The sequence below is a fragment of the Massilia solisilvae genome (genome assembly GCF_024753215.1).
Classification (GTDB): Bacteria; Pseudomonadota; Gammaproteobacteria; order Burkholderiales; family Burkholderiaceae_D; genus Telluria; species Telluria solisilvae.
In genome coordinates, this window is sequence record NZ_JANUGV010000010.1 from 1 (window position 1) to 21,562 (window position 21,562).

The window sequence follows — 21,562 nt, forward strand, 5'->3', positions numbered from 1 at the left end:
CGCATTTTGATAGCAATCGTAGCCATCCGTCATCGAGCAAGCAACGCCATGTCTGCGGTGGATGCGCTGGTACGCCTCGGAGCAGTATTGAAGACCGCGGTCTGAGTGGTGGACCAAGGCGCGATCAGTCGTCCGCTGCTGCAACGCCATGTGTAGCGCCTTTAACACCCCGTCCGTATGCAGGCTGGCGTGCAAATGGTGCTCCATGATGCGGCGAGAATAGGCTGTCGCAAGTTCACTATAGCCTTCCATGACGGCTATATAGTGCCAGTTGGCCCAAAACGAATTAATAGTCTAGTTGGGATAGCCGATTCTTAATCTCTTCAACGTCGAGCAGCAGTTCCGAGTCCACTTCGCCAGCATCAATCCTCAGCTGCTTCGCATGTAGAACTTCCTTCAACGCGTCTAATGCGGGAGGATAGCTAAACTTCCCGAGAGCTATCCAGCTCGTTAAAACATATCCTCTGCGCATCTTCCTGTACTCGAGGCTGTCATCGTTCTCATGATCGTGCAACCACTTGAAATCCTGCACTGCTGCGCCATAGCGTCCCTCAACGCAAGCCTTCATGGCTTGGGCGTAAACGTCCATGATTTTTAACATACACATACCTTTCTAAGCGACCAGTGCAGGACTTCGATAAGTAACTCCGAATTAGCGGCCGCAATCCGCTAAGCAGCCGCTGTACGCCGCCATATTTAGCGCGTGGCAGCCAGCTCGATCTTGAGCTTTCGGCAACGAATTACAGTACGGCACGTTGTTATTGTAGGCCTGATCACAGACCTGCCGCTTGCAGGTCTCAATTTCTGCTGGCGAAGGCGAGCCCCCAAAACCTCCGCCTACAAACAAGGAATTATAAGAAGTATCAATAACGAACGAGTAATCGCCTTCTGTCCCGCAACCTAGGCTCAAAGTGCCATCTGAAGTTGCTGATGTCTTTGCTATAGTTGTTGACGCGGGCTCGGAAGGTGATGGCGCCGCTGCTGGATTCAGCCAGTCATCGCAGTTCGCTGGAGTGATATCCCAACCATCAGTTGCGGCAAGTAGACCAGCAACGCCACGGGGAGTCAACCGCCCAGTTGGGACCCTCGTCAATGCCTTCAAGATAAATTCTTCCGTCTGCTGCTGAGCGCGTGCACCTCTGCGCACGTGCTGTTACTCGCTAAAGGCAGAATTTCTGGAAGCGCTCAGGAAATGTCGATTTATTTCTGAAGTCGCACTCGGCAGGCCCGCCGAGCTAGGCAAAAGACTGAGCTAATCGTTGATGTCCCCACCTTCGCTCGCCAGCCGTGCCAGGCGTGACTGGCTTGCTTTGACGCGGCCGGGATCATCGCCCCGTTCAAGGATGCTCCTTGCCTCGTCCCGTTGTTGTCGAGCTTGCGCAAGCGAAACATAAGGGTAAGTTCCAAAGTGGAGCTTGTTTTCCTTGCCGTTACTCTGGCGATACTTCATACACCAGAGCTTGCTCCCGTTCGGTTGAATGGCCAGGTACAGTCCACCGCGATCGAAGAGCTTGTAGGGTTTGTCCTTCGGTCTGGCGCTGCGAAGGCGCGCATCTGTCAGTGGTACAACCTGCTTTGGCATTTTGGGGGCCTCACAAGTAGTTGGGGCCGATGGAAGCCCCCACAAAGGCCCCCAAAACGAGCGGATAGGCGGGGTGGACAGTATAGGACGAAAAAAAACCGCCGTCCCTATGGGAACAGCGGCTTTTCGGAGTTTCCTGGATGACCAAGAACAATGTTCTGGCGGAGGCGGTGGGATTCGAACCCACGATACAGGTTTAAGCCCGTATGCTTCCTTAGCAGGGAAGTGCCTTCGGCCACTCGGCCACGCCTCCAGTCTCGACTCCGGTACTCCAGAACCGAGAGCACGCATATTAATGGGGACGATTCATTTGGTCAAGGAACGCGCCCCACTTTTTTTCAACTTTTTTAAGCCTTGTCCAGTTCGAAGGCACGGTGCAGCGCGCGCACTGCCAGCTCCATGTACTTCTCGTCGATCAGCACCGAGATCTTGATCTCCGAGGTCGAGATCATCATGATGTTGATGCCTTCGGCCGCCAGGGTCTGGAACATGTGCGTTGCCACGCCCACGTGGCTGCGCATGCCCACGCCCACCGCCGACACCTTGGACACCTTGGCGTCGCCCAGGATTCGGGTCGCGCCCAGCTGCTCCTTCACGCTCTCCAGCACAGCCATCGCCTTGGCGTAGTCGCCGCGCGAGACGGTGAACGTGAAATCCGTCTTGCCTTCCACCGACTGGTTCTGGATGATCATGTCCACTTCGATGTTCGCGTCCGAGATCGGGCCCAGGATGCCGAACGCGACGCCCGGACGGTCCGGCACGCCCAGGACGGTGATTTTGGCTTCATCGCGGTGGAAAGCGATACCGGAGATGACGGCTTGTTCCATGTTGGTTTCTTCCTCAAACGAAATCAGGGTGCCGGAATTCGCTTCTTCTTCCAGCGGCATCAGGGGATCGGTCAGCGACGAGAGCACGCGCGTGGGCACGTGGTAGTTGCCGGCAAATTCGACCGAGCGGGTCTGGAGAACTTTCGAGCCCAGCGAGGCCAGCTCGAGCATTTCCTCGAAGGTAATCTTGTTCAGGCGGCGCGCCTCTTCCACCACACGCGGGTCGGTCGTGTACACGCCATCCACGTCGGTGTAGATCAGGCACTCGTCAGCCTTGAGGGCAGCGGCGATCGCCACGGCCGACGTGTCCGAGCCGCCACGGCCCAGCGTCGAGATGTTGCCCTCTTCGTCCACACCCTGGAAGCCGGTGATGATGACGATCTTGCCGGCATCGAGATCAGCCTTGACGCGGCTGTCGTCGATCGACTGGATGCGCGCTTTGGTGAAGGCCGAGTCGGTCTTGATGCCAACCTGCCAGCCGGTGTACGAGACTGCGTCCTTGCCGCGCGCCAGCAGCGCCATCGCCAGCAGGCCGACCGAGACTTGCTCGCCGGTCGAGGCGATCATGTCCAGTTCACGCGGGTCCGGCTGCGGCATGATTTCCTTGGCCAGTCCGATGAGGCGATTGGTCTCGCCCGCCATTGCGGACGGCACCACCACAATCTTGTGCCCTGCGTCATGCCATTTGGCGACACGGGCTGCAACGTTCTTGATCCGTTCCGTCGAGCCCATCGACGTCCCGCCGTACTTGTGAACAATTAAAGCCATAGCGATTCGGTTATTCCGCTTGAGTAAAATCAAAGGTAACGACTACTCTAGCATGCTGCATCGCAAAATCACAAGTCGGGAAAACCGAAATTTCTCAGAACCTTTGAGAATATGTTAATTCCTTAAAGGAATGGCTTGCTTTCCCAGCGTAAAGCGACGGCTGGCGTTGCTTCGGTGACAAGATGACGGCAGTCCATGCCGATACCGGCGGCGAACAGCAGGTCGTACCCGGCGAATACCAGTGGCAGGCGTTCGCGCTCCCAGGCCGGCACGCCGAGCGCCTGGTAGTGCGCCTTCAGGCTGCGCGTGGGACGGTTGGCGGCCGGCTTCAGGCGCTCGCCGCCTTTGCGAAAGTCGATTTGCAGCAGTTGGGCGCGCAGCCAGGCCGGGTCGAAACCCTGGGGCGCGGAGTCGAAGTGCAGCACGCCACCGTAGTCCGGGAACGCAAGCGCGGCTTCGCCATTCCACCGGAACGCCTGCCCTTCCCTGTCGATGACGCCGATGTCGTCCGGGTCGCGCATGGCGGCAAGGGTGGCCAGCCGCGGCGTGATGTACAGGTGGTCACGGTGGCGCCGGATCTCGCACTCGGGATGCGTGACGCGCAGTTGTGCATCCTCGCGCGCATCCAGCGCCTGGGCCGCCATCTGCTCCAGCCACGAGGTGGATGGCATCCTGATGCCGCGCTGGGCCAGCCAGTAGCGCAGCAGGTTGTGAACGCGGTCTTCGTTCAGCTTGCGCAGGCACGGCAGCGACAGCGCGTCGCCGGCCAGACAGGCGGCCAGGTCCTGGGCGGCCAGTGCGTTGAGCAGCCGCTGGGCGGACTGGGCGTGCCCGGCGCTCCTGGCCACCCGCTGCTGGAAACCGGGGAATGCCTGTGCCAGTGCGGGCATGACCTGGTGGCGCAGCGCGTTGCGGGCATAGCGCGGATCGCTGTTCGACTCGTCCTCCACCCAGCCGAGGGCGTGCTCGCGCGCCCAGTTCTCCAGTTCAGAGCGGGTGAGGCCAAGCAGCGGGCGTGCCATCACCACGTCGGCCGTGCCGAGCAATGACGGCGCCCGGTTGGCCACGTCCATGCCGGACAGGCCGGCCGGTCCCGAGCCGCGCAGCAGTTGCAGCAGCACGGTTTCGGCCTGGTCGTCCAGATGGTGGGCGGTCAGCAGCAGACCCACGCAGTGCTCGGTGCACATCTGGCCCAGCGCCGCGTAGCGTGCCTTGCGCGCCGCCTGCTCGACGCCGGAGCGTCCCTTGTCCACCGCCACCCGGCGATGGTCAAAGCGTGCGCCGAGCTGTACGCATTCGCGCTCGCAATGGGCCAGCCACTGGTCCGCGTTCGGGCTCAGGCCGTGGTGGACGTGGAAGGCGAACAGGTGAATGCCAGACTCGCGCGCCCACGCGTGTGCCAGGTGCAGCAGCACCATGGAATCGAGCCCGCCGCTTAAGGCGACGGCGATGGCGGGAGAAGAAAATTCGGCCCGCAGCGCGTCGAGCGCGCGTGCGAGCCTGGCGGGAATCGACCGGGCCTGGTCCGGCCCGGCGTGCGGACGGCTCACTCTTCGGCCGGCAGCGTCTCTTTGAATTTACCGTAGCTCATCAGCTTCTGGTGACGGGCTTCCAGCAGATCCTTGGTTTTCATGCCTTGGAACTGGCGCAGCGTGTCGGCCAGCGCGCGCTTCAGGAGCTGCGCCATCTGCTTCGGATCGCGGTGCGCGCCGCCCAGCGGTTCGTTGACGATCTTGTCGATCAGGCCCATCGCCTTGAGGCGGTGCGCGGTCAGGCCCAGCGCGTCGGCCGCGTCGGAAGCACGCTCCGAGGTCTTCCACAGGATCGAGGCGCAGCCTTCCGGCGAGATCACCGAGTAGGTCGCGTATTGCAGCATCAGCACCGCGTCGCCCACGGCGATCGCCAGCGCGCCGCCCGAGCCGCCTTCGCCGATGATGGTGGCGATCAGCGGCACCTTCAGTTCGGCCATCACATACAGATTGTGGCCGATCGCTTCGGACTGGCCGCGCTCTTCGGCGTCGATGCCGGGGAATGCGCCCGGGGTATCCACAAAGGTGAAGATCGGCAGGTTGAACTTCTCGGCCACTTTCATCAGGCGCATGGCCTTGCGATAGCCTTCGGGCTTGGGCATGCCGAAGTTGCGCATCGCGCGCTCTTTCGTGTCGCGGCCCTTTTGGTGGCCGATGACCATGCAGGCCTGGCCATTGAAGCGCGCCAGGCCGCCGATGATCGACTGGTCGTCGGCAAAGGTGCGGTCGCCGTGCAGTTCGTGGAAATCGGTGAAGATCGCGTTCACGTAGTCCATGGTGTAGGGACGCTGCGGGTGGCGCGCGATCTGCGACACTTGCCACGGGGTGAGCTTGGCGTAGATGTCCTTGGTCAGCTGCTGGCTTTTCTTGGCCAGGCGGTCGATCTCTTCGGAGATGTCGACGGCGGAATCGTCCTGCACGAAACGCAGCTCTTCAATTTTCGAGTCGAGTTCTGCGATCGGTTGCTCGAAACTGAGGAAAGTTGTTTTGGTCATTGTACCTCCGGGTGTTTTCTTACCCCGCCCGCCTCACAACGTCGTTCCCGCGCAGGCGGGAACCCATGCTGAGCGCGCTTGTCACGCTGCCTGAGGGTTCCCGCCTGCACAGGGGCGACGGAACTGAGGGCACGGGGCCATCATTCTTTGGCCGCGGAGCAATAAACGTTTCCCCTCGCGGCGGTGTCAGGCGCTATTCTACCGGAACCGGGTCCAGGCTACGCCACAAATACCATGTGGCAACAGTACGCCACGGCTCCCAGTTGGCCGACACTTCGCGCGCATCGCTGCGCGAGACCGGCTCGCCCGAGAAGTAGTTCTGGCTGATGCCCTGGATCAGGCCGGGGTCGTCAAGCGGCAACACATTCGGCCGGAGCAGATTAAATATCAAAAACATCTCGGCTGTCCAGCGGGTAATACCGCGGATCTGCACGAGTTCGGCGATCACGGCCTCGTCGTCCATCTCGGACCAGAGGTCGCTGTGCACGCGTTTGGCCTTGAAACTGTCGGCCAGGTCGAGGATGTATTCGGTCTTGCGCTTGGATAGGCCGCAGCCGGCGATCTGCACGGCGCCCAGCTTGATCACCTGGGCCGGTGTGAACTTGGGACAAGTGGCTTGCAGCTTGGTCCACGCCGCGTCCGCCGCCTTGGTCGTCACCTGCTGGCCGACCACCGAACGCGCCAACGTGGTGAACGGATCGGGCTGGCCGCGCAGGTACATGTCGCCAAACTGCGGGATCAGCTTGTTCATGATGCGGTCGCGCTTCATGAGCTCGGCCTTGGCCTGGACCCAGTAGGCGGGAACGTCCAGCTGCGGGGCGGCGCCCGCATTGTCCTTGTTCAGTGCCATTATGCGCGACGCCAGTTCGTCGTGCCGTCGGGTTTGTCTTCGAGCACGATACCGGCAGCGGTCAGTTCGGCGCGGATGCGGTCGGCCTCGGCGAAGTTGCGCGCCTTCTTGGCTGCCTTGCGGGCCTCGATGGCTTCGGCGATCCTGGCCTCGTCCAGAGCGCCCGCGTCGCCCACCGGCGCGCGCAAGAATTGCTGCGGTTCGCGCTCGAGCAGGCCGAGCACATTGCCCAGCGCCTTGAGCTGGCGCGCATCAACCGCCGACTTTGTCTTGTTGACCTTTGTGGCCAGCTCGAACAGCTCGGCAATCGCCAGCGGCGTGTTGAAGTCGTCGTCCATCGCCTCGCGGAAGCGCACCGCGTGTTCTTCGCTCCAGTCCACCTGCGGCGCATCCGGGCCAAGGTCGATATCGGCCAGCGCCGTGTACAGGCGGGTCAGCGCGTTCTTGGCGTCTTCCAGGTTGCTGTCGGCATAGTTGATCGGGCTGCGGTAGTGTGCGCGCACGACGAAGAAGCGGATCACCTCGCCGTCATACTCCTTGAGCACGTCGCGGATCGTGAAGAAGTTGTTCAGCGACTTGGACATCTTCTCGTTGTCCACCCGCACGAACCCGTTGTGGATCCAGTAGTTCACCATCTGGTGCCCGAACGCGCCTTCGGACTGCGCGATCTCGTTCTCGTGGTGCGGGAACTGCAGGTCCATGCCGCCGCCGTGGATGTCGAACTGTTCGCCGAGCAGCGCGCAGGACATCGCCGAGCACTCGATATGCCAGCCCGGGCGGCCCATGCCCCATTTCGAGTCCCATTTTGCTTCAGCCGGCTCGGACTCCTTGGCCGATTTCCATAGCACGAAGTCGAGCGGGTCGCGCTTGCCGGTGTTCACGTCCACACGCTCGCCGGCACGCAGGTCGTCGAGCGACTTGCCCGACAGCTTGCCGTAACCGGGGAAGCCGCGCACCGCGTAGTTGACGTCGCCGTCCTCGCCCTTGTAGGCCAGCCCGTTTTCTTCCAGCTTGCCGATGATCGAGAGCATCTGCGGCACGTATTCGGTCGCACGCGGCGCCACCGTGGGCGGCAGCACGCCCAGCGCGCCCAGGTCCTGGTCCATCTGCTTGATCATGCGGGTGGTCAGCGACGACAGCGTTTCGCCATTTTCCACAGCGCGCTTGATGATCTTGTCGTCGATGTCGGTGATATTGCGCACGAACTTGACTTCGTAGCCCGAGGCACGGAGCCAGCGATACACATAATCGAACACCACCATCATGCGCGCGTGACCGATGTGGCACAGATCGTACACGGTGATGCCGCATACATACATCCCGACCTTGCCGGGAACCATCGGGACAAAGACCTGCTTGTCACGCGCGAGCGTGTTGTAGATTTTTAGTTGGCTCATGAAGTCTTGAGGTTGTTAACGAACGCGACGCAATGGACGGAACGGCACCCGGGCACGTCCGCCGCGAAGGCGCGCACCGGCTACGATTGAGCTTGCGTCGAGATCGTCAGGTCCCTCTGCCTTGTTCTTGTTTTGATAGAATGGGACGTTGTTCGCAGAGTATAGCATTCTTAAAAACCTGACTGGCCGCAGTTGGCTCAGGTTTATTTTTCGGGAAAAGACTTGACAGCACTTTGCGCCACATCCACGACACGAGAGCCAATATGCCAGAACTGAAACGCCACGCCCCTTCCCTGTTCGCCCGCGCCGCCTTGGCGCTGGCCGCCATGGCCGTTGCCGGCGCCGCGCTGGCCGAGCCGGAAGTTTCCCTCAAGACCACGATGGGCGAGATCGCAATCGACCTGAACCACGAAGCGGCGCCCAAGACGGTGGACAACTTCCTTCGCTACGTCAAATCGGGATTTTACAAGGGCACCGTGTTCCACCGCGTGATCGACGGCTTCATGATCCAGGGCGGCGGCCTGACCGACAAGCTGGTGCAAAAGCCGACCAACAAGCCGATTCCCAACGAATCGAAGAACGGGCTGTCCAACCAGCCGTACACGATCTCGATGGCGCGCGAGGACCATCCGGATTCGGCCACCTCGCAGTTCTTCATCAACGTGGGCGACAACAGCGGGCTCGACTATCCGGGGCCGAAGGGTAACGGCGGCTACACGGTGTTCGGCAAGGTGGTCAAGGGCCAGGACGTGGTGGACAAAATCGCCAAGGTGGTGGTGGACGACATCCACGGGCTGCAGAATGTGCCGGTGACGCCGGTGGTCATCAAGTCGGCGAGCGTCATCAAGTCGTCCGAGGCGGTAAAATAACGAATTCGCAATTGCAATTAACTAAAAAGGACGATCCATGGCCACCGTACGCATGACCACCAACAAGGGCAACATCACCGTCGAACTGGACGAAGCCAAGGCGCCGAAAACGGTCGCCAACTTCCTCCACTACGTGAACAGCGGCCACTTCACCAACACCATCTTCCACCGCGTGATCAAGGACTTCATGATCCAGGGTGGCGGCTTCGAGCCGACCATGCGCCAGAAGCCGGCCGACCAGACCGTCGAGAACGAAGCCAAGAACGGCCTGAAGAACGACAAGTACACGATCGCCATGGCCCGTACCTCGGCTCCGCATTCGGCATCGGCCCAGTTCTTCATCAATACCAAGAACAACAGCTTCCTCGACTACCCGGGCCAGGACGGCTGGGGCTACGCCGTGTTCGGCAAAGTGACCGAGGGCCAGGACGTGGTGGACCAAATCAACACCGTCAAGACCGGCCGCAGCGGCATGCACTCGGACGTGCCGGTGGACGCCGTGATCATCGAGAAGGTCGAAGTCCTCTGATGATGGAGCGCGCGCCGTTGCGAGCATTGCCTGTATGAGCGCACGCCAGGCGCTCGCGCTTTTCATCTCCGACCTGCACCTGCAGGAATCGCACCCGCGCACGGCCGAAGCGTTCTTCCGCTTTTTGGCCGAGCGCGCCGTGCATGCCCGGCAGCTCTACCTGCTGGGCGACATCTTCGAATACTGGGCGGGGGACGACGACCTCGACACGCCCTTCCACCAGCGCGTGGTGCACGCCTTGCGCTCCCTTTCCGACCGTGGCGTCGAAATCTTCTGGATTGCGGGCAACCGCGATTTCCTCGTCGGCGCGCAGTTCGCGCAGGCCGCCGGCGTGACCATCCTGGCCGAGCCGCACGTCATCACCGTTGGCGGCACGCGCATCGCGCTCGTGCACGGCGACGCCCAGTGCACCGCCGACACCAAGTACATGGCGTTTCGCGCGCAGGTGCGCGAGAGCGCTTGGCAGCAGCAGTTCCTGGCCCTGCCGCTGGCGCAGCGCAAGCAGATCATCGCCGGCCTGCGCGAAGGCAGCCGCGAGGCGCACGCGACCAAGTCGTACGAGATCATGGACGTGACGCCGGAAGCGGTCGATGCCCTGTTCGAGCAGACTGCGGCCGACGTGATCATTCACGGCCACACGCATCGCCCGAACCTGCATCTGGTGGGCGACAAACGTCGCTACGTGCTGCCGGATTGGGAGCTCGATACCGAATCGCCGCGTGGCGGGTGGATCGAGCTCTCGGTGGACGGCGAAATTGCCCGTCATGGTATCGAGGACCTGACGGGCTGAAGTCGGCGCCTCAGGGCGTGAAGATTTGCAGGGCAGCGTATCTGGTCATTCCGTACAGCTTCCCATTGCGCCACACGAGACCATGGATGTTAGGGTTGCCCCATGCCAGGTCGAGGGTCGACGCGACACCAGAAGGGCTGATCTTGCGAAGTTTGCCTTGCCCACTAAGGTAAAGGTTGCCCTTGTCATCAATCGTCATTTGGTCAACACCGTAATAACCGAAGGTGGCTTTGCCCACCGGCCCGTCCTCGTCGCCCTCGACTGTTGGCGTGCCGGCGAAGATGCTAGCTTCTCCCGCCTTGCTGAGCTTGTAGATTGCCGCCGTGCCCGTGTCGGAGATATACAGGTTGCCGGCTGCGTCGTACGCGATCCCCTGCGGAGTGAACATCCGCGCTTCATCTGGCCCCAGCAATTTCGCGAGCATACTATAGTCAGCCAGCAGGGAGACTTCTCCACTCGGGGTAATGCCCCATACCGCCTCACCCGACACTGCCACGTTGCCGTCCCTGTCTATCGCAAGGTCGAACATGTATGCATAGCCTATTTGGGGGACCACCGTCGAAACGACGCCATTGACAATGCGTCTTAGCCTCCGGCTGCTGAAGCCGTCGAGCAGATACAGGACGTCGCCCGGACCGGCAGCAATCGCGGAAGGGCGATCGAAGGTCGCACTCGCCAAGGGGCCATCCAAGGCGCCCCTGACACCCGGCATGCCGGCAAACAGGCTTACCGTTCCATCCGGGGTCATTTTTCGGACCACATTCTGGACGGGATCGGTCAAGTAAACGTTGCCTGCGCTGTCCACCGCTGGCTGCGCCGACGAGTTCAAACGTGCCCGGTCCCCCACCCCGTCGACGTAGCCTCGCGAGAGAGTCGCCTCGATGGTCGACACGCTGCCGTCAGCGCTCATTTTGCGCAGCGTAGTAGATCCCCATTCGGTAAACATGAAGGTGCCGTTCCCGTCTGTCGAGATCCCTTTGACGCTGCCGAGTTGCGCGCTCTTCCCGACGCCGTCCACGCTGCCCATATGAAGGTACGAGCCTGCGACCGTCGACACGTACCCTGCAGGGGTTACCTTGCGCACGCTCCCGCTATCGCCCACGTAGATGTTATCCGCTGCATCCACCGTCATTGCGTCGATCGCATTGAAATCGGCGTCGCTTCCCTGGCCGTCCGCGAGATCGACGCCGGGCAACGAGTTGTGCCACTTTCCTGCGATGTAGGTCGGCTTCCCTCCAGGGACGAATTTCCATACCCTGCGCTTGTCGTCCCCAAACCAGATGGCACCCTTGCTGTCGACGACCAGACTGGTGAGGTATTGGGTGTCGGTCTGCGAATCGGTGATTGGCCAGCGCACCGAGACCACCCGTCCGTTCGGCATGACATGTCGAACGCCCACGATCCAGTCAAAGTCGGCAACGTAAAATCCACCTGCGCGGTCGCTTGCCAGCGCAAAGATTTGTCCGAAGCGCGCCGTCTTTGCGTCACCGTCCGCGACTTGCGGCATCTCGCCAATTTTTTGGTAGTTTTTACACAGGTTGGTGGGCACCCCGGACAGCGTTGTCACAACCCCATCCGGCGTCATTTTGCGAATCACCGCATTGCAGCTGTCAGCGATGCCCAGGTTTCCCGAACTATCCAGCGCAAGCATCGATCTCCCGCTGAAGTGGAAGCGCGCTTCCCCTCCTTTTCCATCACGGTAGCCGGCCAAACCAGGGGAACCGGCGAGCACCGTCGCCTTCCCGCTTGCGTCGAGCTTCAACACAACGTGATTTTCGATATCGAGCACGTAGGCGTTACCAGCCCCATCGACCGCTCCCCCGCCTGCTTGCTGGATCATGGCTGGCTTGCCGGCCAGGACGAAGGGGAAGCAGTCAACGCCAACCTTGGTCACATCCGCGCCGTCGATGGTGCCCGCATTGTTCGCGACCCTGCAGGAATACCCGGGCGGTGTCTGTACTCTGACGTCGTAGGACGCGCCGTTGTTGAGAACGGTCGGGAACGTAAAGCGGCCGTTCGCGGGGACGCTGATCGTGTCAGCGCCGTTTTGGAGCACCACGGCGTCGCCCGTCCGCATGCCGCTGACCGTGCCGCCCACCGAGAACGTCGTCCGTGGCGGCGGCGGCGCCGTACCACCAGACCCGCCACCACATCCCGCAAACGCCGCTGCCACGAGCGCTACCAAGGACAACCCGTACCTTGCGCGAAGCATTTCGCCTCCATCCGTGTTGAGCAAAAACGAGGGGGCAATCGTAGCGTGCTCAACACCGTGCCATGTTGAGCGACATCTGTTCATTTATATGTTGACATCGGTGTGCGCACTGTTATACTTCACTACAACACCACTTCAATACTTCACCAGAAGTGGTCCATCGCGAAGTTTCACCAACCAAGGAGGCCGCCCATGTCAGTCGGCTGGAACGACAACACACCCATTTACCGCCAGCTCAAGGATCGCGTGATCGGCATGATGCTCGACGGCGTACTCAAGGCGGGCGATGCCCTGCCCTCGGTGCGCCAGGTCGCGGCCGAGTACCAGCTCAACCCAATCACCGTATCCAAGGCTTACCAAGAACTCGTCGACGAACAACTCGTGGAAAAAAGAAGGGGAATCGGCATGTACGTTACCGAAGGTGCAAGCGAAAAACTGCTGGCCAGCGAGCGCGAGCGCTTCATGCGCGAGGAATGGCCGGCCATGCTCGAACGCATCCGCCGCCTGGGCATTGACCCGGCCGCACTGCTGGCGCAAACCCAGGCCGGAGGTGCGGCATGAGCGCCCTCTCCGCCAAAGGCCTGACCAAGCGCTACGGCAAGCGCGTTGCCGTCGACGGCATCAGCTTCGATATTCCCGCCGGGCGCATCGTGGGCCTGATCGGTCCCAACGGCTCGGGCAAGACGACCACGCTCAAGGCCGCGCTGGGCCTGATCCCGTTCGAGGGCGAGCTGTCGGTGCTCGGCCTGGACCCGCGCACCCAGCGCGACCAGCTGATGCAGGACGTGTGCTTTATCGCCGACGTGGCGATTTTGCCGCGCTGGCTGCGCGTCTCCGAGGCGATCGATTTCGTCGCTGGCGTGCACCCGCGCTTTGACCGCGCCAAGGCCGAGCGCTATGTCGCCAACACCAAGCTCACCCCCTCGATGAAGGTCAAGCAGATGTCCAAGGGGATGATCGTGCAGCTGCACCTGGCGCTGGTGATGGCGATCGACGCCAAGCTGCTGGTGCTGGACGAGCCCACGCTGGGCCTGGACATCATCTACCGCAAGCAGTTCTACCAGAACCTGCTCGAGGATTACTTCGACGAGAACAAGACCATCGTCATCACCACCCACCAGGTCGAGGAGATCGAGCACATCCTTACCGACCTGATGTTCATCCGCGAAGGCAAGATCGTGCTGTCGGCCTCGATGGACGAGATTGGCGAGCGTTACACCGAGGTGATGGTCGCGGCCGACAAGGTCACCGCGGCAAACGCCCTCGCCCCGATCGACACGCGCACCGTGTTCGGCAAGCCGGTCATGTTGTTCGATGGGGTCTCGCGCACCCAGCTCGCCACGCTTGGCGAAACGCGCAACCCGAGCCTGGCCGACCTGTTCGTGGCAACGATGAAAGGAACCTACGCATGAATACGCTGAAATGGCTGCTCCGCCGCGAATTCTGGGAGCACAAGGGATCGATGTTCTGGGCGCCGCTGGTGGTGGCGGGCATTTTGCTCGCCACGATGGGCAGCAGCATGATCTTCGGGCTCGCCAAGCATGGCGTGCACATGACGATCAACGGCCACCCGGTCCACCAGGCCACGGTGTTCCGCGCGCTGCCGGTTGACCTGCGCAGCGACGTCATCAACGTCATCACCAGCGGCTACCTGGCCGTCTCGGCCCCGCTGTTCATGATGCTGGCCATCGTCGTATTCTTCTATTGCCTGGGCGCGCTGTACGACGAGCGCCGCGACCGCAGCATCCTGTTCTGGAAGTCGCTGCCGACCTCCGACGAGATGACCGTGCTGTCCAAGGTGCTGACCGCGGCCATCGTCACGCCGGTCATCACGATGGCGTTTGCGGTCGCCGTGTCCTTGCTCATGGTGGTGCTGACCTGCGCGGCGCTGGCCGTGAACGGCGTGAACCTGTTCGGCGACGTGCTGGCCAGCCCGCAGCTCTACCTTGCCCCGCTGGCACTGGTCAGCCTGCTTCCGGTGTATGTGCTGTGGGCGGCTCCCACCATCGGCTGGCTGATGCTGGTGTCGGGCTGGGCGCGCTCCAAGGTATTCCTGTGGGCGGTCGGCACGCCGCTGGTCGCGCTGGTGATCGCCAAGTGGGTGAGCCTGACGCTGAGCCAGACCACCGGCAGCGATATGTCCGGGCTGATGGCGTTCATGCAGGATGTGGTGGCGCGCGCGCTGACCGGAATCGTTCCGGGCATCTGGTTCAGCTACAAGGGCATCGACCCGTCGCTGATGTTGAACGCCACCCACAAGGGTCTTGACCTGGGCGCGGTAGTCGCGCAGTCGTGGGGAACGCTGGCCGGTGCCGACGCATGGATCGGTGTCGCGGCAGGCGCGGCGATGATCTTCGGCGCGATCCGCCTGCGCCGCTGGCGCGACGAGGGCTGATATGCGGCTCTTCGCTGCTGCCCTGCTTGGCTTGTCCTTGTGCGCCGGCGTCGCGGCCAAGGACAAGCGCGACAAGGATGAGGACATGGCCACCGTCGAGGTGGATGGCCTGCGCAATCCGCAGATGAAGTCCTACCGCGCCGTCTGGGCGGGACTGGACGCTTTCGACAGCGAACACGCCCTGGCCCCGGCGGTGCAGCAACTGCGGTTTCGCATCGGGACCAAGGACGACAAGTACGTCACCGAGCGGGACATCACGCTGCGCATCGCAAGCGACGACCTGAACATCCCGGTGCCGGTCACCACCGAAGGGAGCTTTGTGGTGCCGCGCAGCCGGGCCGCGTTCGATGCAAGCGCGGACCTGATCTTCAACCGGCGGGCCGGCCAGTACCAGGTGGCGCCGGAGGTGCGTACACCGGGGCTGCCGGAGAACATGCGGCGCCTCGGCGACCTGCGGCTCGAATGCAAGGTTGCGGTGGCCATCGTCAAGGAAGAGATTCCCGGCTGGATCGCCCTGCTGGCCAATGTGTTCCTGGGAACCACTGACTGGTGCATGACCACCAAGGGCGATGTCGAGTTTTCGTATCCGACCGAGCGGCCGGTGACCGGTGCCGTGCTGGCCTACGGGGACCGCCGCGCCAGGCTCAGGCTGAACGGCGCCGACTACAAGGTTCCGCTGGCGGACCGCAGCTGGCCGGACGAGGCGATGGTGCTGCTGGAGTTTGCGCAGTAAATCTGTGCCCTACTCGAACTGCTTGCGAAAGCTTTCGAACTGGGCCTTCAGCGCCTCGACCTCGGCGCGCAGCGTCGCCACTTCCTGTTCGAGCTGGGCGACGCGGCCGCCGCCTGCGGGCGCGGTGGAGCCGGTGCGCGCATCCTCATGCGCCAGTTCGATCTCGCCGGCCAGCAGCTGGCCGTAGCGGTGCTCCTTGGTGCCGGGCGCACGTTCGAGCTTTGCCACCAGCGGCGGATATTTATCGATCAGGAACTGCAGCGCGCCCTCGACCTCGGCCACGGATTTAAACTCGTGCAAGCGGCCGGTGCGGGTGCGCACCTCGCCCGCCGTTTGCGGACCGCGCAGCATCAGCACGGTGAGCACGGCCAGCTTGTCCTGTTCCAGCGACCACTTGATGCGCATGCGGTGCTCGTACTTGGCCACGCGCGCGCCGGCTTGCGTGATGCAGTTGACCAGCTTGCGCTCCATCAGGCGCTGCAGGGTGTCCTGCACTTCGTCGTCGGTCAGCTGCATTACCGGGTCGCGGCTGGACAGCTGGTTGCAACCGTTGACGACCGCGTTGAGCGACATCGGGTAATTGTCAGGGGTGAGCGCTTCTTTTTCGGCCAGCACTGCAAGCACGCGGAGCTCGACAGGGTCGAGATGGGCGGCGGGATCGAAGGCTCCCGCGTTTTCTGAGGTCATGCGTTTCCTTATTCAACCAGGCGATTCAGTTGTGCCTGGTCGAGTTTATCACTCTCGCCGAGGTGGGGACAGGCGATGCCCGCGGCCTTGATGGTGGCGCACAGGCGCTCCATCTGCTCGTCCTGGCGTGCGACGTGGTCGATCAGGCCGCGCAGCGCCTTGGACATGGGGTCGTCGCCATTGGTCACGCCATACGCGGCGAACATTTTTGCGCTGCGCGACTGCTCTTCCTTGCGCACGATGTGGGCCGGGTTGCCGACCGCGGTGGCGCCCGGCGGCACCGGCTTGATCACGACCGCGTTGGAGCCGACCTTGGCGTACTCGCCAACCGTGAACGCGCCCAGCACCTGGGCACCGGCGCCGACGATGACGCCGCGTTCGAGCGTAGGGTGACGCTTGGCGCCGGCCGTGAGCGTGGTGCCGCCCAGGGTGACGCCCTGGTAGATGGTGCAGTCGTCGCCGACCACGGCGGTTTCGCCGATGACCACGCCAAAGCCGTGGTCGATGAAGACGCGGCGGCCGATGACCGCGCCCGGGTGGATCTCGATGCCGGTGATGATGCGGGCCAGGTAAGAGATGAAGCGCCCGAGCCATTTGAAGCCGTGCGTCCAACAGGCGTGCGCCCATCCGTGCATGACGATGGCGTGCAGGCCCGGGTAGCAGGTAAGCACCTCCCAACCGTTGCGGGCAGCCGGGTCGCGCTCGATGATGCTGTTGATGTCTTCGCGCAGCTTGGAGAACATAAAGGTGTAGTTACGAATGCAAGACAAGGCCATGGTAGCCGATTCGGACCACGCTTGCTTACGGGGGGTCAATTCTGGCTGAGTGGGCGAATGGCCTCTCAGTGATATTCCGGTAGGAAGCTTTTTGGGCCAACTGTCGTCCCGGCGAAAGCCGGGCCCCATAGACGTTCAGCGATGCCGCGCAGCTACCAGAGCCGCGGGCGGAGCATGCTCAGCATGGGTCCCGGCGTTCGCCGGGACGACGGGTGGATGCGACGGCCGGGTCAGCCTTTCACGATCCGCTGGCGCCGGGCCTCGTACAGACACACGCCGGATGCGACCGACACGTTCAGGCTCTCCACCGAACCGAGCATCGGAATGCTGACCAGCAGATCGCAGGTCTCGCGCGTCAGGCGACGCATGCCCTCGCCTTCCGAACCCATCACCAGCGCCGTCGGGCCGGTGAAGTCCGCCTCATACAAGCCCTTGTCGGAGTCGTCGGACGTGCCGATCAGCCACACGCCGCGCTCCTTCAGTTCGCGCATGGTGCGCGCCAGGTTGGTCACGGTGATGTACGGGACGCTTTCCGCCGCGCCGCTGGCGACCTTGGCGGCGGTGGCGTTCAGGCCGACCGCGCGGTCCTTCGGCACGATCACCGCATGCGCGCCGGCGCCGTCGGCCACGCGCAGGCAGGCGCCCAGGTTGTGCGGGTCGGTGATGCCATCCAGGATCAGCAACAGCGGCGGGCCTTCCACCGCATCGAGCAGTTCGTCCAGGTTACGCGCCAGCGACAGCTGCGCCGCGAACGCGATCACGCCCTGGTGGCGGTGGGTTCCCACGATCTTGTCCAGGCGCGCGGCCTCGACCGGCATGACGCGCACGCCGGCCGACTTGGCATGCGCCACCAGGTCCTGCATGCGACGGTCGTTGCGTGCGGCGTCAACGAAGATCTCTTCCACCGACGACGCCTCGTGCCTCAGGCGCGAAGTCACCGCGTGGAACCCGAAAATCATTTTGTTTTTCATGTATTACTTCTTCTTCCTGCTCGTTTTGGATGCTGGCTTTTTGGCGGTCGCCATTTTGGGGGCCGCCTTTTTTGGTGCTGTTTTCCGGGCGCCGTTCCGGGCCGCAGCGCTGCTTGCCTTGCCCGCGCGTGGCGGTTTGAAGAACGCCGGCGCTTCTTCGTCGTCGGCCTGGACCGCAATGCGCTGCGGCTGCTCGCTCGATGCCGGCTTGCGCCCGCGCTTGCGCTCGGGCGACGCGGCCTGCTCATACGTGCCGATTTGCCCCGACTCCCCGAGCACCAGGTCGATCTTGCGCGACTCCAGGTCCACGCGCGCGATCTGCACGGTCACGCGGTCGGTCAGGCCAAAGCGCTTGCCGGTGCGCTCGCCACGCAGCTCGTGGCGCACTTCGTCGTACTGGAAGTAGTCGCTGCCCAGCTCCGTCACGTGCACCAGGCCCTCGACGTACAGCTCGTCGAGCTGCACGAAGATGCCGAACGGCGTCACGCCCGAAACCACGCCGGTGAACTGCTCGCCCAGCTTGTCCTTCATGTAGTAGCACTTGAGCCAGGCCTCGACATCGCGCGAGGCTTCGTCGGCGCGGCGCTCGTTGGCCGAGCAATGTACGCCGAGCGCGTCCCAGACCGTCAGGTCCTTTTCTTCCTTCTGCTTGCCCTGGGCCCGGTCCTTGGCGATCTGCTTGCGCGCCGAGTTGCTGATCGTGGTATTCAGCCTGGACAGGTCAATGTCGGTCGGCTCGTAGCGCTTGCCCTGCAGGATGGCCTTGATGGCGCGGTGGGTCAGCAGGTCGGGATAGCGACGGATCGGGCTGGTGAAATGCGCATACGCCTCGTACGCCAGGCCGAAGTGGCCGATGTTGTCCGGGCTGTACACGGCCTGCTGCATTGAACGCAGCAGCATGGTCTGCAGCAGCTGCGCATCCGGCCGGTCTTTGATCTGCTGCATCAGCGCGGCGTAATCGGCGGCGGACGGGCTGCTGCCGCCATTCAGGTTCAGGCCGGCCTGCTTGAGGAAGGTACGCAGCTGATTCAGCTTTTCCTCGGTCGGCGTGGCGTGGATGCGGAAGGTGCCGGGGTGCTTGTGGCGGATCAGCAGGTCCGCCGCGCACACGTTCGCGGCCAGCATGCACTCCTCGATCAGCCGGTGCGCGTCGTTGCGGGTGCGCGGAATGATCTTCTCGATCTTGCCCAGCGCATTGCAGACGATGTAGGTCTCGGTGGTCTCGAAGTCGATCGCGCCGCGCTCCTGGCGTGCCTTGAGCAGCGCGTGGAACACGTCGTTCAGGTTGAGCAGGTGCGGCACGATCGATTCGCGGCGCCGTGCCTGCTGCCCTTTCGGCTCGGCCAGGATCTCGGCCACCTCGTTGTAGGTCAGGCGCGCGGCCGAGTGCATCACCGCCGGATAGAACTGGTAGGCCTCGACCTCGCCCTTGGCGGTGACCACCATGTCGCACACCAGCGTAAGCCGGTCCACGTTCGGGTTGAGCGAACACAGGCCGTTGGACAGCTTCTCGGGCAGCATCGGGATCACGCGGCGCGGGAAGTACACCGAAGTGCTGCGTTCGAGCGCGTCCTTGTCCAGCGCGTCGTTGGGCTTGACGTAGTGGCTCACGTCGGCAATCGCGACCAGCAGGCGGTAGCCTTTCGCACGGCCGATCTTGACCGGCTCGCAGTACACGGCGTCGTCAAAGTCGCGCGCGTCTTCGCCGTCGATGGTCACGAGCGGCACGTCGCGCAGGTCGACGCGGTCGCCCATGTCGGCCTCGCGCACTTCCGACGGCAGCCTGGCGGCCTGCCTGGTGGCGCCACTGGAGAAGATGTGCGGCACGCCGAACTTGCGCACCGCGATCTCGATTTCCATGCCGGGGTCGTCCAGCTCGCCCAGCACCTCGGCGATCTTGCCGGTCGGTTGCTGGAAGCGCGAAGGCTGCTCGATCAGCTCCACACTGACCACCTGGCCTTCCTTGGCCTTGCCGGGCGAACCGACGATCAGCACGTCGCGGCTGATGCGCTTGTCCTCGGGCGAGACGACCCACACGCCGCCTTCGTTCAGCAGACGGCCGATGATGTGGGTGTTGCCGCGCTCGACCACCTCGACGATGGTGCCCTCGGGGCGGCCACGGCGGTCGGTGCCGGTGACGCGTGCCAGCACGCGGTCGCCGTTGAGCACCTTCTGCATTTCCTTATCGTTGAGGAACAGATCTTCGCTGCCGTCGTCCGGGATCACGAAACCGTAGCCGTCGCGGTGCGCGCTGATGCGCCCGGCCACAAAGCCGGAGTGGTCGGCCAGCGCGTAATGGCCGCTGACATCCGTGCGCAGCTGGCCATCGCGCTCCATCGCATTCAGGCGGCGCGTGAGCACTTCCTGCGCAGCTGGTTTGACCTTGAGGAGCCGCGCCAGGGCATTGAAGTCCAGGGCCTCGCCGGTTTCGCGGAAGACGGCGAGGATCTCCTCGCGGCTGGGAATGGTATGAGTAGGTTGCTTCAAATCGTTTTGTTTTTTCCGTAAAGTTGCGCCAGTCCGGCTGGCGCGTCAGATCACATTGACACGTAGACACGCATAGTGTAACGGAGTACCACTGGATTCGCCTAACGAACAGTGCTCGGGAATTTCTCGCGGGGGTCTTTGACTTTTGCAATGGTTCCGCTATAATCTCGGCCTCGGCAGCGATGCCGCGTAGTTGAAGCAGTGCCCACGTGGCGGAATTGGTAGACGCGCATGGTTCAGGTCCATGTGCCGCGAGGTGTGGGGGTTCGAGTCCCTCCGTGGGCACCAAACTCTACCGGAATTGATTGTCGTATGTAGCATTGCAGTGCCCACGTGGCGGAATTGGTAGACGCGCATGGTTCAGGTCCATGTGCCGCGAGGTGTGGGGGTTCGAGTCCCTCCGTGGGCACCACAAGCAGCAGTTGTAGGCTGGGCAGATTCTGCCCACGCGGAAGTAAGAGCAGCGTTAGCAGTACAAGCAGTGCCCACGTGGCGGAATTGGTAGACGCGCATGGTTCAGGTCCATGTGCCGCGAGGTGTGGGGGTTCGAGTCCCTCCGTGGGCACCAAATCTACTGGCAGCAGCCGGCGCAAAACGCCGCAATCTTTGCAAAAGGATTGCGGCGTTTTGCGTTTGGCGGTCCGCCTACCCCGCCAGGTCATCCAGGATCGGGCATTCAGAGCGGCCGTCGCCGTGGCAGGACGAGGCCAGCCGTTCCAGCGTGCGGCGCATCGACTCCAGCTCGGCGATCTTCTGGTTCAGTTCCTCGATATGCCGGTGCGCCAGTGCGCGCACGTCGGCGCTGGCGCGATGCTTGTCCTGCCACAGCGCGAGCAGGTCGCCGATCTGCTCCAGCGAAAAGCCGAGCGCGCGGGCACGGTGGATAAACTGCAGCACCTGCACATCCTGCTGGTTGTAGAGGCGGTAGCCGGCGTCGGTCCGGCGCGCCTCGCCGATCAGGCCAATGGACTCGTAGTGCCGGATCATCTTGGCCGTCACGCCCGATGCCTTGGCCGCTTCGCCAATGTTCAGGTTCCTGGTTTCACTCGCGGTGCACGACATCGCCGCCCTCCGTTCTCATCTCGATAATTCAGGATACACCTTCCCATGATGGTAAGGTCAAGCCCTTGACTTGCCGTACCATCGGTTTATGCTGAGCCTGCAT

At 62.8% G+C, this 21,562-nt stretch carries 20 protein-coding genes, 4 tRNA genes and 1 pseudogene; 10 read left to right on the forward strand and 15 right to left on the reverse strand.

Annotation, left to right across the window (positions count from 1 at the left end; translation table 11 throughout):
- From NX773_RS22210 to cysS, 9 genes and pseudogenes are all read right to left on the reverse strand, one after another.
- Nucleotides 1-243, reverse strand: a pseudogene (locus tag NX773_RS22210) (DDE-type integrase/transposase/recombinase); the annotation flags it as partial.
- Between the two features lie 43 nt (nt 244-286).
- The gene (locus NX773_RS22215) at nt 287-601 is read right to left on the reverse strand and encodes a hypothetical protein (protein WP_258858419.1); all 315 of its coding nucleotides are present in this window, start codon (nt 599-601) and stop codon (nt 287-289) included.
- 651 nt (nt 602-1,252) lie between these two features.
- The gene (locus tag NX773_RS22220; protein WP_258858420.1) at nt 1,253-1,582 is read right to left on the reverse strand and encodes an Arm DNA-binding domain-containing protein; all 330 of its coding nucleotides are present in this window, start codon (nt 1,580-1,582) and stop codon (nt 1,253-1,255) included.
- Between the two features lie 159 nt (nt 1,583-1,741).
- A tRNA-Ser gene (locus tag NX773_RS22225) sits at nt 1,742-1,835 on the reverse strand.
- 94 nt (nt 1,836-1,929) lie between these two features.
- Entirely contained in the window at nt 1,930-3,177 is a 1,248-nt protein-coding gene (locus tag NX773_RS22230) for an aspartate kinase (RefSeq protein ID WP_258858421.1), read from the reverse strand.
- A 122-nt stretch (nt 3,178-3,299) separates the two neighbouring features.
- On the reverse strand, nt 3,300-4,727 hold the full coding sequence (tilS, locus tag NX773_RS22235) for a tRNA lysidine(34) synthetase TilS (RefSeq protein ID WP_258858422.1): 1,428 nt from the start codon (nt 4,725-4,727) through the stop codon (nt 3,300-3,302).
- Nucleotides 4,724-5,701, reverse strand: a complete 978-nt coding sequence (locus tag NX773_RS22240; RefSeq protein WP_258858423.1) for an acetyl-CoA carboxylase carboxyltransferase subunit alpha — start codon at nt 5,699-5,701, stop codon at nt 4,724-4,726. Before NX773_RS22240 ends, tilS begins: the two co-directional genes overlap by 4 nt.
- Nucleotides 5,702-5,894: 193 nt before the next feature.
- Nucleotides 5,895-6,551 (reverse strand): DNA-3-methyladenine glycosylase family protein, encoded by a 657-nt coding sequence (locus NX773_RS22245; RefSeq protein WP_258858424.1) that lies wholly within the window; start codon nt 6,549-6,551, stop codon nt 5,895-5,897.
- Nucleotides 6,551-7,948, reverse strand: a complete 1,398-nt coding sequence (gene cysS, locus NX773_RS22250; protein WP_258858425.1) for a cysteine--tRNA ligase — start codon at nt 7,946-7,948, stop codon at nt 6,551-6,553. The genes NX773_RS22245 and cysS overlap by 1 nt, the downstream gene beginning before the upstream one ends.
- Before the next feature lie 263 nt (nt 7,949-8,211).
- Between cysS and NX773_RS22255 the strand changes: the two genes are divergently transcribed.
- Genes NX773_RS22255 through NX773_RS22265 form a run of 3 tightly spaced genes read left to right on the forward strand, consistent with a single transcriptional unit; the run spans nt 8,212 to nt 10,136 of the window.
- Nucleotides 8,212-8,817: a peptidylprolyl isomerase gene (locus NX773_RS22255; protein ID WP_258858426.1), complete on the forward strand. Its 606-nt coding sequence runs from the start codon at nt 8,212-8,214 to the stop codon at nt 8,815-8,817.
- Nucleotides 8,818-8,854: 37 nt separating this feature from the next.
- Nucleotides 8,855-9,346 (forward strand): peptidylprolyl isomerase, encoded by a 492-nt coding sequence (locus tag NX773_RS22260; protein WP_258858427.1) that lies wholly within the window; start codon nt 8,855-8,857, stop codon nt 9,344-9,346.
- Between the two features lie 34 nt (nt 9,347-9,380).
- Nucleotides 9,381-10,136, forward strand: a complete 756-nt coding sequence (locus NX773_RS22265) for a UDP-2,3-diacylglucosamine diphosphatase (RefSeq protein ID WP_258858428.1) — start codon at nt 9,381-9,383, stop codon at nt 10,134-10,136.
- 10 nt (nt 10,137-10,146) lie between these two features.
- Here the strand turns inward: NX773_RS22265 and NX773_RS22270 are convergent, their stop codons facing one another.
- Nucleotides 10,147-12,348 carry an NHL domain-containing protein gene (locus NX773_RS22270; RefSeq protein WP_258858429.1) on the reverse strand — a complete coding sequence of 734 codons (2,202 nt, stop codon included), beginning with the start codon at nt 12,346-12,348 and terminating at the stop codon, nt 10,147-10,149.
- Between the two features lie 192 nt (nt 12,349-12,540).
- Here NX773_RS22270 and NX773_RS22275 point away from each other — a divergent pair, with 192 nt between their 5' ends.
- The 4 genes from NX773_RS22275 to NX773_RS22290 are packed head-to-tail and all read left to right on the forward strand — an operon-like array spanning nt 12,541 to nt 15,476.
- Nucleotides 12,541-12,909: a GntR family transcriptional regulator gene (locus NX773_RS22275; protein ID WP_258858430.1), complete on the forward strand. Its 369-nt coding sequence runs from the start codon at nt 12,541-12,543 to the stop codon at nt 12,907-12,909.
- Nucleotides 12,906-13,760: an ABC transporter ATP-binding protein gene (locus tag NX773_RS22280; RefSeq protein WP_258858431.1), complete on the forward strand. Its 855-nt coding sequence runs from the start codon at nt 12,906-12,908 to the stop codon at nt 13,758-13,760. Before NX773_RS22275 ends, NX773_RS22280 begins: the two co-directional genes overlap by 4 nt.
- Nucleotides 13,757-14,743, forward strand: a complete 987-nt coding sequence (locus NX773_RS22285; protein WP_258858432.1) for a hypothetical protein — start codon at nt 13,757-13,759, stop codon at nt 14,741-14,743. The genes NX773_RS22280 and NX773_RS22285 overlap by 4 nt, the downstream gene beginning before the upstream one ends.
- 1 nt (nt 14,744) lies before the next feature.
- Complete coding sequence (locus NX773_RS22290) at nt 14,745-15,476, forward strand: hypothetical protein (RefSeq protein ID WP_258858433.1); 732 nt, start codon at nt 14,745-14,747, stop codon at nt 15,474-15,476.
- 9 nt (nt 15,477-15,485) lie between these two features.
- Here the strand turns inward: NX773_RS22290 and NX773_RS22295 are convergent, their stop codons facing one another.
- From NX773_RS22295 to rnr, 4 genes are all read right to left on the reverse strand, one after another.
- Entirely contained in the window at nt 15,486-16,163 is a 678-nt protein-coding gene (locus tag NX773_RS22295) for a YceH family protein (protein ID WP_258858434.1), read from the reverse strand.
- Nucleotides 16,164-16,171: 8 nt separating this feature from the next.
- Entirely contained in the window at nt 16,172-16,906 is a 735-nt protein-coding gene (cysE, locus tag NX773_RS22300; RefSeq protein ID WP_258822729.1) for a serine O-acetyltransferase, read from the reverse strand.
- 263 nt (nt 16,907-17,169) lie between these two features.
- A complete protein-coding gene (gene rlmB, locus NX773_RS22305; protein ID WP_258858435.1) occupies nt 17,170-17,910 on the reverse strand; it encodes a 23S rRNA (guanosine(2251)-2'-O)-methyltransferase RlmB in 741 nt (246 codons plus the stop codon).
- Between the two features lie 3 nt (nt 17,911-17,913).
- On the reverse strand, nt 17,914-20,397 hold the full coding sequence (gene rnr / locus NX773_RS22310) for a ribonuclease R (protein WP_258858436.1): 2,484 nt from the start codon (nt 20,395-20,397) through the stop codon (nt 17,914-17,916).
- Between the two features lie 203 nt (nt 20,398-20,600).
- On the opposite strand from rnr, the gene NX773_RS22315 reads away from it, so the two are divergent.
- The 3 genes from NX773_RS22315 (at nt 20,601) to NX773_RS22325 (ending at nt 20,965) form a co-directional block, all read left to right on the forward strand.
- A tRNA-Leu gene (locus NX773_RS22315) sits at nt 20,601-20,685 on the forward strand.
- Nucleotides 20,686-20,724: 39 nt separating this feature from the next.
- A tRNA-Leu gene (locus NX773_RS22320) sits at nt 20,725-20,809 on the forward strand.
- Nucleotides 20,810-20,880: 71 nt separating this feature from the next.
- A tRNA-Leu gene (locus NX773_RS22325) sits at nt 20,881-20,965 on the forward strand.
- A gap of 77 nt (nt 20,966-21,042) precedes the next feature.
- Here the strand turns inward: NX773_RS22325 and cueR are convergent.
- Nucleotides 21,043-21,459, reverse strand: coding sequence for a Cu(I)-responsive transcriptional regulator (gene cueR, locus NX773_RS22330; RefSeq protein WP_258821829.1), 417 nt, complete (start codon nt 21,457-21,459; stop codon nt 21,043-21,045).
- Nucleotides 21,460-21,562: the final 103 nt, after the last annotated feature.